This window comes from Alkalibacterium sp. f15, assembly GCF_049389645.1.
Classification (GTDB): domain Bacteria; phylum Bacillota; class Bacilli; order Lactobacillales; family Carnobacteriaceae_A; genus Alkalibacterium.
Genome location: NZ_CP186540.1, coordinates 1,610,430 through 1,626,311, shown reverse-complemented (window position 1 = coordinate 1,626,311; position 15,882 = coordinate 1,610,430). Strand labels below are relative to the sequence as shown.

The following is a 15,882-nucleotide window of genomic DNA, read 5'->3' as shown; positions in this document are numbered from 1 at the left end:
TGCCTACGCGACAAAAAAATCAACCATAGAACTATTTGAAAGCCCTATTTTAGAGAAAATTCTAATCTTTGTGAGGCATTTTATTGAAATAGCCTTCTTTATTGACCTGTCGTGCCCGTGCAATAGCGAGGGATTCAGAAGGGACATTGTCGGTAATGGTTGACCCGGCAGCAATATAGGTATTAGCTGCTACATCAACTGGTGCAATCAAGTTCGTGTTACACCCGATGAAAGAATTATCTCCAACATTGATATGGTGTTTCTGCTTGCCATCGTAGTTGACAAAAACAGTGCCACAGCCTAAATTGATGTTTTCTCCTAATGTCGCATCTCCGACATAAGTTAAGTGACCCACTTTTGTGTTTTTCCCTAATGTCGCTTTTTTAATTTCGACAAAGTTACCGATATGGACGTATTCACCAACCCTTGACTCCGGTCTTAAGTGACTATTCGGACCAATATTACTGTGATCTTCCATGACTGATTCTTCAATCAATGAACTTCTCACTTTGACATTGGAATGAATCGTGCTGTTCTCCACGATGGAATGCGCCCCAATAATACAGTCTTCACCAATGACCGTTTTGCCTTTTAAATAGACACCCGGCTCGATCAAAGTGTCTTGACCGATTTTTACATCACTTTCAATGTACGTTTGATCAGGATCTACCATCGTTACGCCGTTACGCATGTGTTGTACGTTGATGCGTTTCTTCATTACTTTGTTTGCTTCAGCTAAGGCAACGCGATCGTTTACACCTAAAGCTTCTTCTTTGTTATCTAACTGATAAGCAGAAATCAATTCATCTTGATTTTTCAATATTTCCATCAAGTCTGGCAAGTAATATTCCCCTTGAGAATTATTATTGTCGACTTTTTTCAAGGCTAGAAATAGTGACTGGTTATCGAAGCAATACGTGCCTGTATTTATTTCTTTGACGGCTCTTTCTGATTCTGTGGCATCTTTTTGTTCAACGATTTTTGAAACTGAACCATCTTCTGAACGAATCACACGACCATAGCCAAACGGATCATCAGCATACGCTGTAAGGACTGTTGCTTTTGCTTGAACGTTTTCGTGATGAGCCATTAACCCTTCCAGCGTTTCTTTGGTCAATAAAGGGGTATCACCACAAATAACAACTGTCGTTCCTTCTTTGTCCTCTAAAAGAGGCGCAGCTTGTTCAACCGCATGTGCTGTTCCCAACTGCTCTTCCTGCAGAACATATTTACTTTTATCACCTAAGTAATCTTGCACTACTTCTGCACCTACACCGGTAACAGTTACTATATTATCTATTCGTGCCTCTAAAGCCTGATCGACAACGTGTCCCACCATCGGCTTACCCATGACTGGGTGCATCACCTTATATAATTTTGATTTCATACGCGTGCCTTGCCCTGCAGCAAGGACGACTGCAAATCGTTTCGTCATTATTTTTCTCCTAACTGAGTGTCGGTTCTTGTGATAGATCTCGTTTTCTTTCACTATATTTCACTTTTTTTCATTTAAAAAGTCCTCTTTCATCATACTGTATGAACCGATTGTTTTCAAGAAGTATAAGGTTTATTGTTTGAGCTATCGGTTCACCTTTCATATAATTAATATAATTAAGACATATTTATTTTGCTTAAGACATATCAAAACAATTTCCAAATACCCTAGGAGGCAAAATATGAACGATCAAAATAAAAAAGTAGTTGGCAGTTATCCCGATGAAAGAGAAACAAAACGTGTCATTCGTGATTTAATGAGTCAAGGGTTTAGAAAACATCAGCTTACTGTTTACAGCAATGAAGAAAAACACACGCATCATTCAGAGGTAGCAAATGTTCAAGTTGCTCAAACGGATTTTAATGATAAAAAGAAAGCTGCTGAAGACGATAAAAATTTCTGGGAATCTATTCGTGATGCATTTAAAGTGAGAGAAGATCAGGAATTTGAGGACCCGGATTATGTAGCTGAAGATGATTTGCTTTATCCACACAGAGAAGACCTTAAAAACGGTCGCTACGTGGTCGTAGTCGATGAATCCAATGGTCAAACGGTCGCAGCAGAAACAGCTTCAGATAGAACGGTTGACCCCGATACGGATAAGCCGTCAGGAACTTTAGGTACTACCGCAGGGTTTCCTGAGGAAGGATCAGTACAAGGAATGGGAGACGGCGGTCAGCCAACTGCTGATTCTCGTTCTAGCGATGGCACACCTCCAGAACTAGAGGATACTGCTGGAACTGCTGACGAAAGAAACGCAACTGATGAAAGATTGCGTCAATCCAGAAAAGAAGATTTATAAGAGATAGATCAGACTAATGATTTTTAATAATAACGGGAGGACTCTGATTTCTCTGAGTCCTCCCGTTATTTTGCATCTGGTTTTCAGGCTTTCTTAGCGCATTGCCCTCTGGGTATCACTATTGTGGCAGTCATTAGGAGTACTCACAGAGCTTCTAGTCTGAGTGATGGCGTCCCGGCCTTCATCGGGAGGACTCTCGGCAATTCTGATTTGAGTAATACCCTTTCAAGAGTTAAGCGTTTGAATAAGGCAAATAATCGAACTGCATCGTAACCTCTCATCATTAAAACACAATACTATTTGCACATTTCACTGCTCACATAAAAAAGGCTGGGAACAGTTCAGTGTCCCAGCCTTTTTTATGTTTTTTCAACAATAATTTTTTTATGATATCGAAGACAGGAAATTACCCGCTGATACCTCAATGGTACGGTCTTCTGCATTGACGTTTTCCACTCTCACGAGTGAAGTATACTCTTTAACAGAGCGTTCGCCTTTGAAAATGTTTTCTGCAATGACTGTTGCTCCGACCACTTCAGAGTTGAACTCTTCGATCAAGCTGATCATCCCGTTGATCGTACCGCCGCCTTTAAGAAAATCATCGACAATCACGACTTTTGAGCCCATATCCAAGCTGCGTCTGGATAATTCCATTTTTTCGACGCGATCAAACGAGGATCCGGAAACATAGTTGATACTTACCGTAGACCCTTCGGTAACCTTTGAATCACGTCTTACGATAACAAATGGCACGTTGAGATAAAAAGCAACAGACTGTGCAATAGGTACACCTTTTGTGGCTACTGTCATCACGCTGTTCACTTCGGTCCCCATGTATTGTGAGGCAATCGCTCGACCGATTCGTCTTAACCATTTCGGGTCTCCCAGCATATCGGAAAGATAGACATAACCACCCGGCAATAACCGTTTGGAATGATTCAGTTCTTCAACCAGATCCGAGACAAACTGTTCAATATCTTCTTTATTCATTTTCGGGATATATTTCACTCCACCGGCAACTCCAGGAACTGTTTCCAGGAACCCTATGCCTCTTTGTGCAAATGTGTTTTTAACAATCGTTAAATCTTCGCTGATACTCGATTTTGCTGACTCATACTTCTTTGAAAATAGGGTCAAGGGAATCAAGGTATGAGGATGTTCCAATAAATAATGGGTCATATCAATTAATCGTTCGCTTCTTTTTGTCTTCATTTTCACTGCACCTCTTAGTGTAACGTTACTTTCCGTTTTGTATTCCTTATTTTAACGTTTTTATTCGTTAATTGATAGTTATAGTTAAACTTTTATTCCAAATTGTTCGTATTTAGATAAAAAACCTGCGCTTTTTAAGGCGCAGGTTTCAATTTATTTCGTTTCTATTTCAACAAGTAAGTCGTTCGTTTGAATGGTATCTCCCTCTTTAACAAACAGGCGCTCCACTCTTCCTGCAATAACTGAGCGAATCGTTGTTTCCATTTTCATGGCTTCTGTGATAACGATTGGCGCTCCTTTTTCGACCTTATCTCCACGACGAACCAGCACTTGTAGAACTGAACCAGGCATCGTTGCCCCGATATGTCCTTTGTTGGAAGGTTCTGCTTTTTTACGGACAGCTACCGTACTCGTAACGTTCTTGTCTTTGACCTCGATCTGTCTTCCCTGACCATTAAGTTCAAAGTACAAGACGCGGTTTCCTTCTAAATCCGGATCACCGATCTGATTCAATTTAATGATCAACGTTTTCCCTTTTTCAAGTGTCACTTCTACTTGTTCGCCCATACGCATACCATAAAAGAACGTTGGGGTATCAAACTTTGTGACTTCGCCATACATATTATAGAAGAACGTGTAATCCAGGAATACTTGAGGATACATGATATAACCAAGCAATTCTTCTTCCGTTGGTTCACGGTCCAAATGTTCACTCAATTCTTTTCTCACTTTATCGAAATCAAGTGGTTCTTTGTATGCTCCCGGTCTTTTTTCTAAAGGCTTGTCTCCATTTAAAACTAATCTTTGTAGTTCTTCAGGGAATCCACCTTCAGGTTGTCCGAGTTCTCCTTTGAAGAAACGGACGACGGATGTTGGAAAGTCTAAATCTTCACCTTTTTCATAGACCGCTTCTTCGGTCAGTTCGTTTTGGATCATAAAGAGTGCCATATCCCCGACGACTTTTGAAGAAGGCGTGACTTTGACCACGTCTCCAAACATACGGTTAACAGTAGCGTACATCTCTTTGATGTCATCCCAGCGGTCTTCCAACCCCAGACCTTTCGCTTGCTGTTTCAAGTTTGTATACTGACCGCCTGGCATTTGATGAGAGTAAACTTCTGTCGAAGCCGCCGGCATGCCTTCTTCGAAATCTGTATAGAACTTGCGAGTATCTTCCCAATAGCGGTTCAATTTTTCGACGTTTTTTATATTATACTTGGGCGCATGAGACGTCCCTTCTAAAGCGTAATACAAACTAGCCATGCTCGGCTGACTTGTTTTTCCACTTAAGGCACTCTGAGCCACGTCGACAATATCGACGCCGGCGCGTATCGCCGCACCATATGTGTAGATGCCATTCCCGCTTGTGTCATGCATATGCAAATGCACGGGCAAGGAAACGGTACTTTTCAATTCACTGATCAATCGGTAAGCTGCGTGAGGTTTAAGTAACCCCGCCATATCTTTGATCGCCAGAATATGAGCACCTGACGCTTCCAACTCTTTCGCCATTCGCTTGTAGTAATCCATTGTGTATTTGGTCTGAGACGAATCATTCAAGTCTCCTGTATAACAAATAGCTGCTTCCGCAATTTTATTGTTATCTCTCACATATTGAATGCTTTTTTCCATTTGCGGAATCCAGTTCAAACTATCAAAAATTCGGAATACATCGATTCCGTTTTTCGCGGCCAAACGGATAAACTCTTCCAAAACGTTATCCGGAAAATTATCATACCCTACTGCATTGGATCCACGGAACAGCATCTGGAAAAGAGTATTAGGCATTTTCTTGCGTAATTTTTTCAAACGTACCCAAGGGTCTTCTGTCAAGAAACGATAGGCAACATCAAAGGTTGCGCCTCCCCACATTTCCAGAGAAAATAGCTCGGGAATCGCTTTTTCTGTTTCTTCAGCAATGGTCAGCATATCTTTCGTACGCATCCGCGTTGCAAGTAAGCTTTGATGCGCATCCCGGAATGTGGTGTCTGTCATCAAGACCGAATCCTGTGCTTTCACCCATTCTGCAACTTTTTCCGGTCCTTCTTTATCCAAAATATGTTTAGGATAAACTAGATCTTTTGAAGGTAAAATAAGATTTTCAGGCATTCTCGGTTCCTTGAATGCCCGTTTTTCTATCTTACCAATTCCCGGAAAGCCATTTACAGTAACATTCCCAATATATTTCAACGATTTATTTCCTCTATCTTTTATCTTCGGATATTCGAACAATTCTGGCGTCTCATCAATAAAACGCGTGGTTACCTGTCCGCTTCTAAATGTCGGATGTTTCAAGACGTTGATCAGAAAAGGAATGTTCGTGACGACGCCGCGAATACGGAATTCGATCAATGCCCGTGTCATTTTCTGTACTGCTTTTTCATAGTCTAAGGCCTCAGTCGACAGTTTAACGAGTAGCGAATCAAAAAAGGGCGTTATGACAGAACCCTGGAAGCCATTCCCAGAATCTAAACGTATCCCAAAGCCCCCTGGAGAACGGTACGTATTGATCTTTCCTGTATCTGGAAGGAACCCGTTCGCCGGATCTTCGGTGGTTATACGGCACTGAATAGCAGCGCCTTTTAGCGTTATCTCTTTTTGTTCCGGGATACCTATTTCTGTATGCAGGTTTTTCCCTTGTGCAATCAGGATCTGACTTTGAACAATATCTATCCCTGTAACCATCTCGGTGATCGTGTGTTCAACTTGAACACGCGGATTAACTTCAATAAAGTAAAACGACTCATCTTCAAGTAAAAACTCAACGGTACCTGCGTTGACATATTTAACGTGTTCCATTAAGCGGACAGCCGTTTGACAAAGTTCTTCTCTCAGTATCGGATCCAAATCCACACACGGTGCGACTTCAATGACTTTTTGATGGCGGCGCTGCACGGAACAATCTCTTTCAAATAAATGAACAATGTTACCGTGTTTATCTCCTAGAATTTGAACTTCGATATGTTTAGGGTTAGCGATATATTTTTCAACATAAATATCATCCTGACCAAAAGCGGCTTTTGCTTCGCTTTTAGCTCTGGCAAAACCTTCTGTTGCCTCGATCTCATTATTTGCGACACGCATGCCTCTTCCGCCGCCGCCCATAGCTGCTTTCATTATGATAGGATAGCCATAGCTTTTCCCAAAAGCCAGCACGTCGTTAACGTCATCCACCGGACCATCTGTACCGGGAACTGTTGGTATGCCAGCTTCTTTAGCTATCATTTTAGCTTTTATCTTGTCTCCAAATACATCTAAATGATAGGTGTCAGGCCCAATAAACGTCAGACCTTCTTCTTCACATCGTTCTGCAAAAGCCAGATTTTCCGATAGAAAACCGTAGCCTGGATGGATCGCATCCGCACCGGCCTCTTTTGCCAATTGAATAATACTTTCGCTGTCTAAATAAGCTTCGATCGGCTTTTTGCCTTTGCCTACTAAATAAGCTTCATCTGCTTTAAAACGGTGAACGCTTGCTTCATCTTCTTGAGCATAAATACCTACAGTGTTGATATTCAATTCGGCTAATGCTCGGAAGATACGAATAGCAATTTCACCTCTGTTTGCAACTAATACTTTTTTCATCAAACTTTCACCTCATCCTTATTTAACTGAACATTTTATCATTTTTTTTTAAGCTTACTTAATATTTTACCAGATTTTTGTCTTTAAAGACAAAAAAACCAAAATTAATTAAGGTTCATCGAAAAAAAAAAATGCTATAGAGCACTTTTTTCGGTCACCATTTTTTTATAACCTATCTATACGCTCACTCTGTTTCTCCCACTATTTTTAGACTTGTAAAGCAGAGCATCTGCCGTTTCAATCATATCGGACAGTTGATTAATGGTTTCTGGATAAATGCTTACACCAATTGAAACAGTAATGGGAATTATGACCCTCTCGTTTGTTGAGAAGTCATTTTTTTCCACTTTGGCTCTGAGAGTCTCGGCTATTTCTAAAGCCTCAGCTTTGTGACTCTTAGGCAAAACAATGACGAATTCTTCGCCGCCTTTTCTAAAGGCACTTCCTTTATTCCTGATTGTTTCCTCCATAATTCTACCGAGCTCTACTAAAATATAATCGCCAGCTGCATGACCATAGGTGTCATTGGTTGATTTGAAATGATCGATGTCCAGCATGAGAATGGCGCATGATTCTTGATATGCTCTCGCTTCCGCAGCTGTTTTATTCCAATAGTCCTCAAACTGCCTGAAGTTGCTTAAACCTGTCAGAAAATCTGTTGATGACTCGACTTGATATTTGTTGAACAGATATTCTGAATTCCTTATGTAATTCACTAGATAGACGGATGCAACCCCACCTATTGTAGATGTAATCCAGATTATCAGTAATAGCGAAGCAATATTTGAGTCCCCAACCAAAAAAACAAGAAAAAAAGTCATTACACTATTGGAATAGACGGTTAAGTAAAGCCCTCTCCGTAACATCCGTTCTTCCTTTTTAAATAATTCATTTAGTATCAGATATCCGATCAAAAGAATACTCACCATCAAGATGGCATACATCGCTGAACGATTCATCCCTATGTAAAACCGACTCACAATGATAATTAAACTGCTGATAACGGCTGGCCATTTCCCAACGAAAAGAACCATCAACATAATCGGTACATACCTGAAATCCAGAATCGTCTCAGCTGTTATGGGAATGGAAAAATACATTAAAAGAAATCCCATGAAACCACCGCTTAATCCATCAATCAGTACAGATAGACCAGGGTTAACTGATTTTCTGTGACTTTTCCATCTCATCTGCATATAGATGAAAATTAAAGAAATACCTATTGAAAAATTAACAAATAAATCTGCGACCATTCCTCTCTATCCCTCCTATGAATGTCTGTAACATTTCCCAGCATAATAGTCATGCGATTTGCACAATACTTCACTTAAAAGTGTATCACGTTCTTTCGTTGTATACAAAAGGTTTGTTGTGAACAATATAGCCTGACGAGAAAAAAATTTTTTCGTTTGAAAGAGATCTATGTAAAAAGAACAAAAAGGCCGAGACATACGCCCCAGCTTTTTTGTTCTATATTGTTTTTTTAAGCAAAGCGGTCAATGAAAAAATGCCGATGTAAATTATCGTAATGGATGCACCCGGTGGTGTACCTAAGTAATAAGAACCGATAAGTCCCAGTATCATACCCAACATCGCGACACCGATACCTATAAAAATGACACCGTTAAAACTTTTGCTCAATCGTAGAGAAATAGCCGCTGGTAGTATCAATATAGCTGATACTAATAAAGCACCTACGATCGGCATGATTAAAGCAATGGTCACACCCGTTAAGACATTGAACAGAACAGACATTACTTGAACCGGTAACCCGGCAGTATAAGCCGTTTCTTCGTCAAAAGTCAGTGTATACATCGGTTTACGGAACACTCCGTATAAAACAATGATCAAGATAGTTAAACCTAACAACATCCAGACCTGCTGAACGGATATGGTCACGATAGAACCAAAGAGAAATTGCGTTATACTCAGTGTTGCCCCACTATCATTTAATCCCATCAAGACTAACGCTACAGCCATGCCTCCTGACATAAGAATAGCAATCGAGATTTCGGAATAGGTCCGGTAGACATTTCGTAGATATTCCAGCAACCCTGCCACGATCACAACGACAAAGATATTCGTCCATGTCGGATCGATTCCTAAAAGCAGTCCTAAAGCCACTCCTGCCAAGGAAACGTGTGAGAGCGTATCAGCCATCAACGATTGTCGTCTAAGAATTAGAAACAAACCTAAAATAGGTGCAATTAATGAAATTAGGATGGATGCTTGGAAAGCTCTTTGCATGAATCCATAGAAAAACATCTCCATGGTGAATTCTCCTTTCGAATGAGTTCAATATGTTTATTAGCATAACGTTTAATTTCTTCGTGATCATGAGTAACCATCAAAATTCCTTTATTATGAAATTCGCTACTGTGCTTAAGAAGTTTATAAAATTCTTCCCGCGAATTGACATCCATACCCGTCGTTGGCTCATCTAAAACAAACAAATCCGGATCCATAGCAAAAACACGGGCAATCGATATACGCTGTTTTTGTCCGCCCGATAATTCCCCTATTTTTTTATTTCGCTCATTCCACATCCCGACAGACTGTAGTGCTTTTTCAACATGTTCTCTATCTTCATTATCCAATTTTTTAAACCATTTTCCCCTTGGATATCTGCCTGATTGTACTAACTCCAAAACTGTACTTGGAAAACCAGCATTAAACGAAGCAACTTGTTGAGGAATATAACCCACCACTAATTTTTCTCCGTGTATATTTTCATTGGATAAAGAGACAGATCCTTTCGATGGTTTCAACAGACCCAAGATATTACGTAACAGCGTTGTTTTCGCTGCGCCATTTTCTCCTGTGAGCATGGCAAAATCACCAGCATTGACTTTAAAGTTTATATTTTCAAGCACTGGTTCCTCATCATAATGAAAAGAGAGATCGTTCACTTCTATATATTGCAATTTCATACCGCCTCTCGGTAAGGATTTTCTTCTTTTAGATATCATCTATTTTCTCTTAAACAATTGTATGCCATACTGATGCTTTTAGCAACGTTCAATAACATGAAGAAAGGAGTACAACTTCTTGAAAAAGAATTTACTCCTTTGGAAGATCATATTAGTTGATACTTAATTTCAAAGCTTTTAAGTTTTCACGCATGGCATCTAAATAGCCTAAATCTTTTCCTCGTAATTCTCCAGATAAAATTTCCAAGTCATGCAAGATGGCTGTTTCCGTGTCTGTTTCATTTGCGACTGTTTGCGCGATAGCAGAATTGCCTCCTTGTTGATAGTAAATGACGGGGACATTATTCGCTTCTACCAACTTCCCAATTTCAGCAATTCGTGCTGGACTCGGTTCAACTTCTGTCGATAACCCTCCAATAGCAATTTGAGTTAGATTATATCGACTAGCTATATATCCAAATGCCTGATGTTGTACAACAAACGAACGGTTTTCGGCATCCTTGAATGCTTCTTCATATTCTTTATGCAATTTTTCCAGTTCTTCTATAAACTGTTGCGCATTCTCAGCATAATAAGCTTCATTATCGGGGTCAACTTCTATTAATGCTTCTTCGATCATACAAACTTGATCCTTAGCCAACACTGGGTCTAACCAGATGTGTGGATCCTCTTCATCGTGATCATCGATGTGGATGCGAGCAACCTCAGACTGGGCGATTTCGTTGCCTTCTGCATCAACAGCAACAGCCTGCACAAAGAGGTCTTCTTTATTAGTCGTGTATTCAAAGCGATCATCCGTCAACCCATCAATTTGAGTCCAATCTCCACTCATCTTTTTGGTATACCAACGCCATTTCACTGTTTCTTCAAATTGGGCACGTAAGGTCAAAGTGTCTCCACTATGGTAATGACCTGCTACTCCAAGAACAGTAACATCATAAGGAGCGATACTCACTGATTCAACTGAATCTTCTTTTGCCATTCCAGTTGAACTTGGAGTATCAAAATGATTTTCACGCTCTAACCCTTCTGCTGTACGAACAATTTTGAGTTCTTCATTGTCGATTGAATTGAGTAAACTCGTTATCCAAAATTCCATTTTCTCGCTACTGTATACAAACATATCAGCATTATTTATTTCTGCTATATTTTTCGCACTTGGTTCATAGCTATGCGGATCAGCGCCACTACCAACCATCAATGTAATGTCTGCTTTATCACCTGCTACTTGCTGGGTGAATTCGTAAACGGGATAAAAGGAAGAGACGATTGAGAGCTGTGCATCGGATGTTTCCCCACTATTTCCAGCTGTACAGGCACTTATTGTAACTGCAACAAGTAACATCGGTAGTAGTATAAACCGTTTTTTATTAATCATTAGTTGCTCCTCAAATTTTCAAATCCTAATCATTACGGACTAAAAATCACCATATTTTATAGCCACGCATCAAGCTTTGATTCACAAAAAAGTGGCCAGCTGATTTGCTACTTGAAACCCTTAGTGATTATCTACTTCTAATTCAACTGGTACGGATTCTGCATGAGCTTTGTGTTCATTATCATAAAGCACTACACGAATTTCAACGCTATCTTCGGGTGCTTCAATAAAAAATTCGTTAGAATTTTGGCCTGAGAACATTTCCCACTCAGATTCTTCGTCAGCTCTCATGTACCAGTGCCAATCATCGTATTCGCCATCATCTTCTGGGATTGCTGTCAATTCAACTAATTGTCCGGTGTGATAGTGATGAGCCATCCCTTCGATTTCAATCGATTCCTCAACATCTGCTTCTGAGACGGAGTGTTCTTCATCGTCCTCATCATGGTCATGTCCACCTTGGGCTTCATCTTCGTCATGATGGTCAGTATCTCCATCTAACTCTGTATCCTCGTCACTATCATCTTCAACAACTAAGGCCTCTTCTGCTTCAACTATTTCAAGTGTATCTTCTTCTACTACTTCTTCCTCAGTTGTATCACAAGCAGCTAAGTATAAACTCATTAAAGCAACGCTTGAAATCTTTACCCACTTCTTATTCATAATAAATCTCCTCCATTAGCTCTTCTATCTTTTTTTGTTCGTTTCACTCATTTCAAGACTTTAATGAGCCAGCATGTCTCTTACTAGTCCTACAGTATCCAAGTTAGAAGGGTAATATGTCGGCCAGTTTATCACTTCATCCAATAACGCTTCACGGTCATCGCCCCAGTATAAATGAAAGTGATCAGATTCTTCCGGAGATATAATATGATCGCTAAACTGAATGTATTGAGGCATATCATCTGATCCGCCTACACGGTTATAAACAAACCGGACGCCTCGATTACCTTTTTCGTATACTAGTATTTCGTATCCGTCATATTCGTACTCGGCTTCTATTTCTTTACCGTCTTCATAAAAGAAAGTGAAACTGTCGTCTTCAATGACTATGTCTTCTACATCTGTTTCATACCCTACAGTATAATAGTCTTTATATTCATCAAAAGTCATAGAACCATCTTCTGCAGCTTTACTTTCAAACACCGGGTCTAAAACTCCCGATAGAAGATACTGATTAACAGATTGCCATTCTCCTTCCCAATCCGATAATTCCCGGTCTTCTATTTCAGTATTGTAAAAAAAACCGTTATAGATCCTTCTCGTTTCTTCATCGTTCCCGTGATGATCGTCAATCACTACTTCCATAACTTCAGATTCGTACATTACTTCATCGTCATCATCTTTCACAACTGCTTTGATTTGCGATCCATTAGTCGTTGCTTCTCTAGAGAAGATATGAGAGTCTAGTCCATTAACGACTTCCCATTGGTCTTCATCACTATTTTTTATGTGCCAGTTCCAATTCCCTACCCCTACATCTTCAGTTAGTTCAGCACTGAGTTCGATTTCATCTCCAGTGTGATAATGATGCGCCAGTCCCTTAATTTCAATTTCTGCTGATGCCGACAGATTTATTCCATTTTTTTGACTCTCTTCAACATCTTCAAAATCATTGGTTACAACTTCGTCACTCGCTACCTCCTGGCATGCTGCCAATAATAGAACCGAAGAAATCAAACTTGACCATTTAATAAATTCATTCAAATCATTTCACCTCATATCATCTTTCTAAATCGTAATCATTACGTTTTACAACTATAACGGAGTCAACTTGCTTTGTCAATATCTTAAAAAGATTCCCCCCTTGTATTAGCCTAATCAAAAATAAAAAACTTCTGAAAATAATAGAACTTTTCAGAAGTTTTTTATTTATAATTATCTTGCAAGATAGGCTTCTTTACAAATCTTTTTCAATCCACTAAATATGCATTCAGCTTTTTTTGTTGATCAATAATGAAAGATCATATCTTTAACCTCTATATTGCATCGTACCTCTTGCTTTAATCAAAGCATCATCATCAGTATTTTTATTTATTGAATGCTTTGCTGAAGTGCTTCAAGATTTCTTGTCATCGCTTCAATGTATCCTTGACCTTCATCTTGTATCGCCCCGGGCAGGTATTCCAAGCTATATAATTCTGCAACTTCAGTTCCCGTTTCATTTGCGACAGTTTCAGCGATCGAAGAGTTCGCTCCTTCCTGATAATAGATCACAGGAATATCATAATCTTCAACAAGATGATTGATTTCGGCAATGCGTGAAGGACTGACTTCTACTTCAGTGGATATGCCACCAACTGCCATTTGAGTTAAATCATAGCGTCGAGCCAAGTAACCAAAGGCTTCATGCTGAGTAACAAAGCGTCTTTGCGTTGCTTCGCTGAAAGCTGCTTCGTACATTTCATGTAATTCTTGCAATTCAGACTGGAATTCTTCAGCTCTTTGCGTATAGTCATCTGTACCTTCTGGGTCAACTGCGATGAATGCTTCTTTCATTGTTTCCACTTGATCCTGAACTAATACAGGGTCCAACCAGACATGAGGGTCCAGGTTATGAACATCTGTTTCGTCTTCTTCGTGGCCGTGATCATCTTCTTCATCTACGTGATCATCCGCTAACGGTTCCATCAAATCAATAGCCTCTGCTTGTTCGACAATGATAATATCTTCATTATCAAGAGAAGCCAGCATACTTTCTACCCATGTTTCCATTTCATGACTACTGAAAACAAACATATCCGCGTCGTTGATCAAGGCAATGTCGCGCGCGCTTGGCTCATAATGATGCACATCTGTGCCGCCAGAGATCATCATTTCAACATCAGCACGGTCTCCCGCCACGCGCTCCGTGAATTCATATACCGGATAAAAGGTCGTTACCACGGATAATTTTTCCTCTTCGTTAGAAATCATATCGACCGTTTCCGTTACCTCAGTCGATTCTGTTGTATCCGCTGCTTCATCGTTTTCAGGTGTATCCGTAGAACATGCGGCCAAAGTCGACAGCGAAAGAAGTGAAATAAGTACTTTGTTGATGTTTTTCATTGTTAGTATCCTCCAGTTTATAAATCGTAATCATTACGATTTAAAGAATATCACTTTTCTCTACTCCCTGTCAAGTACTTTTTGACCAATTATAAGGTTCGCACCAAATACACTTCTCGACAAAACCCTTTTAACCCGTTAACAATGCGCTTGGCCTTGTTTATATTTTGTGTTAAACCATAGACGGTCGGTCCAGTTCCACTCATCAAAGCGGTATCCGCACCAAACTGAAGTATTTTTTCTTTCATCTCGATGATCAGAGGGTTTTGTTTGGTGGCTTGCACTTCCAAAGCGTTACCGGCAAATCGAACAGCTTCTTGAAATGAACTGTTTTCTATTTTTTCCCGCATGGACTGAATATCATAAGTGGGCAAAGTTTTTATCTCCAAGTCTTTGAAAACCGTCCAACTCGAAATACCTTTTGGCGGTTTCACTAGAATGACCCAAGCTTTTGGGAATCTTACGATCGGTTCAACTATATCTCCTCTGCCAGAAACAAAAGCCGTTCGGTTATATACGCAAAAAGGCACGTCTGAACCGATTTTCCCACCTAAGTGTGCGAGTTGCTCGGTTGTAAGATTCAAATCCCACAATCGATTCAAGCCTCTTAGCGTTGCTGCTGCATCGCTACTCCCTCCACCTAAACCGGCCGCAATAGGAATGTTTTTTTCAATAAAAATATCAACACCCTGGTCCACCTGATACGTATCTTTTAGTAATCGAGCTGTCTGATAAACAATATTACGTTCATCAAGCGGCATAAACGAACTATTTGAATCAAGACTGATCTCTTTTGGTTGCAGATTGAAAGTCAGTCGATCTGCCAGATCAATAGGGGTCATGATCATTTCCATTTCATGAAAACCGTCTTCTCTTTTTCGTAATACATTCAAACATAGATTGATTTTGGCTGGCGCTTTTTCATATAGAGACAATCGACTTCCTCCTCTCTCTGCAGACTCGTTTATTCTTATTGTAAATCAGTTGGTTCTTTTTTGAAAAAGAAAGGACTGCGGCAATACTATTTTATACTTTTAGATATAAAAAAAGTAGCATAATTTTAATAAATTATACTACTGACCAATGCTATTCTGTTTAATTTAAAACAAGTTCTACCTTTTCAAAAAATTCAACTTCGACAGAGTGTGTTAAAACATCTGTGTAGCTATAGGATACTCTTTCTACTGCGTTTTCTTCCTGATCAAGTTTTACAACAAAAACAGAAGGATAGGTTTCTGTTAAAATACCTTTGCGCTCTATCGTCTTTTTTCTTCCCGCTTGGGCAATCAATTTGATTTCTTTACCAATTTGACTATCCAAGGATTTCTTAATGCTCGCTAAAGTAGTTGGCATATTTCGACTCACCTCACAAAGTAATAAATCTATTATACCACTAAAAGCCGAAAATTAAAAGCTTATTCGTGAATAAAGA

General features: G+C 39.7%; 13 protein-coding genes. 1 reads left to right on the top strand and 12 read right to left on the bottom strand.

Annotated elements, in window-relative coordinates; translation table 11 throughout:
• Positions 1-61 precede the first annotated feature (61 nt).
• Positions 62-1,435 carry a bifunctional UDP-N-acetylglucosamine diphosphorylase/glucosamine-1-phosphate N-acetyltransferase GlmU gene (gene glmU, locus ACO1PF_RS08000; RefSeq protein WP_423188544.1) on the bottom strand — a complete coding sequence of 458 codons (1,374 nt, stop codon included), beginning with the start codon at positions 1,433-1,435 and terminating at the stop codon, positions 62-64.
• Positions 1,436-1,676: 241 nt separating this feature from the next.
• Between glmU and ACO1PF_RS07995 the strand changes: the two genes are divergently transcribed.
• Positions 1,677-2,297, top strand: a complete 621-nt coding sequence (locus tag ACO1PF_RS07995) for a general stress protein (protein ID WP_423188543.1) — start codon at positions 1,677-1,679, stop codon at positions 2,295-2,297.
• Positions 2,298-2,681: 384 nt separating this feature from the next.
• On the opposite strand, the gene purR is transcribed toward ACO1PF_RS07995, so the two are convergent.
• From purR to ACO1PF_RS07940, 11 genes are all read right to left on the bottom strand, one after another.
• Complete coding sequence (gene purR, locus ACO1PF_RS07990) at positions 2,682-3,509, bottom strand: pur operon repressor (protein WP_423188542.1); 828 nt, start codon at positions 3,507-3,509, stop codon at positions 2,682-2,684.
• Between the two features lie 153 nt (positions 3,510-3,662).
• Entirely contained in the window at positions 3,663-7,094 is a 3,432-nt protein-coding gene (locus ACO1PF_RS07985; protein WP_423188541.1) for a pyruvate carboxylase, read from the bottom strand.
• Between the two features lie 176 nt (positions 7,095-7,270).
• Positions 7,271-8,347 carry a diguanylate cyclase gene (locus ACO1PF_RS07980; protein WP_423188540.1) on the bottom strand — a complete coding sequence of 359 codons (1,077 nt, stop codon included), beginning with the start codon at positions 8,345-8,347 and terminating at the stop codon, positions 7,271-7,273.
• Between the two features lie 217 nt (positions 8,348-8,564).
• Positions 8,565-9,365 carry a metal ABC transporter permease gene (locus ACO1PF_RS07975; protein WP_423188539.1) on the bottom strand — a complete coding sequence of 267 codons (801 nt, stop codon included), beginning with the start codon at positions 9,363-9,365 and terminating at the stop codon, positions 8,565-8,567.
• Positions 9,311-10,018, bottom strand: a complete 708-nt coding sequence (locus ACO1PF_RS07970) for a metal ABC transporter ATP-binding protein (protein ID WP_423190528.1) — start codon at positions 10,016-10,018, stop codon at positions 9,311-9,313. The genes ACO1PF_RS07975 and ACO1PF_RS07970 overlap by 55 nt, the downstream gene beginning before the upstream one ends.
• 157 nt (positions 10,019-10,175) lie before the next feature.
• The gene (locus tag ACO1PF_RS07965; RefSeq protein ID WP_423188538.1) at positions 10,176-11,402 is read right to left on the bottom strand and encodes a metal ABC transporter solute-binding protein, Zn/Mn family; all 1,227 of its coding nucleotides are present in this window, start codon (positions 11,400-11,402) and stop codon (positions 10,176-10,178) included.
• A 120-nt stretch (positions 11,403-11,522) separates the two neighbouring features.
• Positions 11,523-12,065: a hypothetical protein gene (locus ACO1PF_RS07960; RefSeq protein ID WP_423188537.1), complete on the bottom strand. Its 543-nt coding sequence runs from the start codon at positions 12,063-12,065 to the stop codon at positions 11,523-11,525.
• Positions 12,066-12,125: 60 nt separating this feature from the next.
• Positions 12,126-13,109, bottom strand: coding sequence for a ZinT family metal-binding protein (locus ACO1PF_RS07955; RefSeq protein WP_423188536.1), 984 nt, complete (start codon positions 13,107-13,109; stop codon positions 12,126-12,128).
• A 327-nt stretch (positions 13,110-13,436) separates the two neighbouring features.
• Positions 13,437-14,450, bottom strand: a complete 1,014-nt coding sequence (locus tag ACO1PF_RS07950) for a metal ABC transporter solute-binding protein, Zn/Mn family (RefSeq protein WP_423188535.1) — start codon at positions 14,448-14,450, stop codon at positions 13,437-13,439.
• An 89-nt stretch (positions 14,451-14,539) separates the two neighbouring features.
• Positions 14,540-15,385, bottom strand: coding sequence for a 4-(cytidine 5'-diphospho)-2-C-methyl-D-erythritol kinase (gene ispE, locus ACO1PF_RS07945; RefSeq protein WP_423188534.1), 846 nt, complete (start codon positions 15,383-15,385; stop codon positions 14,540-14,542).
• A gap of 160 nt (positions 15,386-15,545) precedes the next feature.
• Positions 15,546-15,803 (bottom strand): Veg family protein, encoded by a 258-nt coding sequence (locus ACO1PF_RS07940; RefSeq protein ID WP_423188533.1) that lies wholly within the window; start codon positions 15,801-15,803, stop codon positions 15,546-15,548.
• Positions 15,804-15,882: the final 79 nt, after the last annotated feature.

Bases quoted from the DNA above. Each gene is read 5' to 3' on its own strand.
- ACO1PF_RS07985 (WP_423188541.1), bottom strand. From the start codon at position 7,094: ATGAAAAAAGTATTAGTTGCAAACAGAGGTGAAATTGCTATTCGTATC.
- ACO1PF_RS07980 (WP_423188540.1), bottom strand. From the start codon at position 8,347: ATGGTCGCAGATTTATTTGTTAATTTTTCAATAGGTATTTCTTTAATT.
- ACO1PF_RS07995 (WP_423188543.1), top strand. From the start codon at position 1,677: ATGAACGATCAAAATAAAAAAGTAGTTGGCAGTTATCCCGATGAAAGA.
- ACO1PF_RS07960 (WP_423188537.1), bottom strand. From the start codon at position 12,065: ATGAATAAGAAGTGGGTAAAGATTTCAAGCGTTGCTTTAATGAGTTTA.
- glmU (WP_423188544.1), bottom strand. From the start codon at position 1,435: ATGACGAAACGATTTGCAGTCGTCCTTGCTGCAGGGCAAGGCACGCGT.
- purR (WP_423188542.1), bottom strand. From the start codon at position 3,509: ATGAAGACAAAAAGAAGCGAACGATTAATTGATATGACCCATTATTTA.
- ACO1PF_RS07940 (WP_423188533.1), bottom strand. From the start codon at position 15,803: ATGCCAACTACTTTAGCGAGCATTAAGAAATCCTTGGATAGTCAAATT.
- ACO1PF_RS07975 (WP_423188539.1), bottom strand. From the start codon at position 9,365: ATGGAGATGTTTTTCTATGGATTCATGCAAAGAGCTTTCCAAGCATCC.
- ACO1PF_RS07950 (WP_423188535.1), bottom strand. From the start codon at position 14,450: ATGAAAAACATCAACAAAGTACTTATTTCACTTCTTTCGCTGTCGACT.
- ACO1PF_RS07965 (WP_423188538.1), bottom strand. From the start codon at position 11,402: ATGATTAATAAAAAACGGTTTATACTACTACCGATGTTACTTGTTGCA.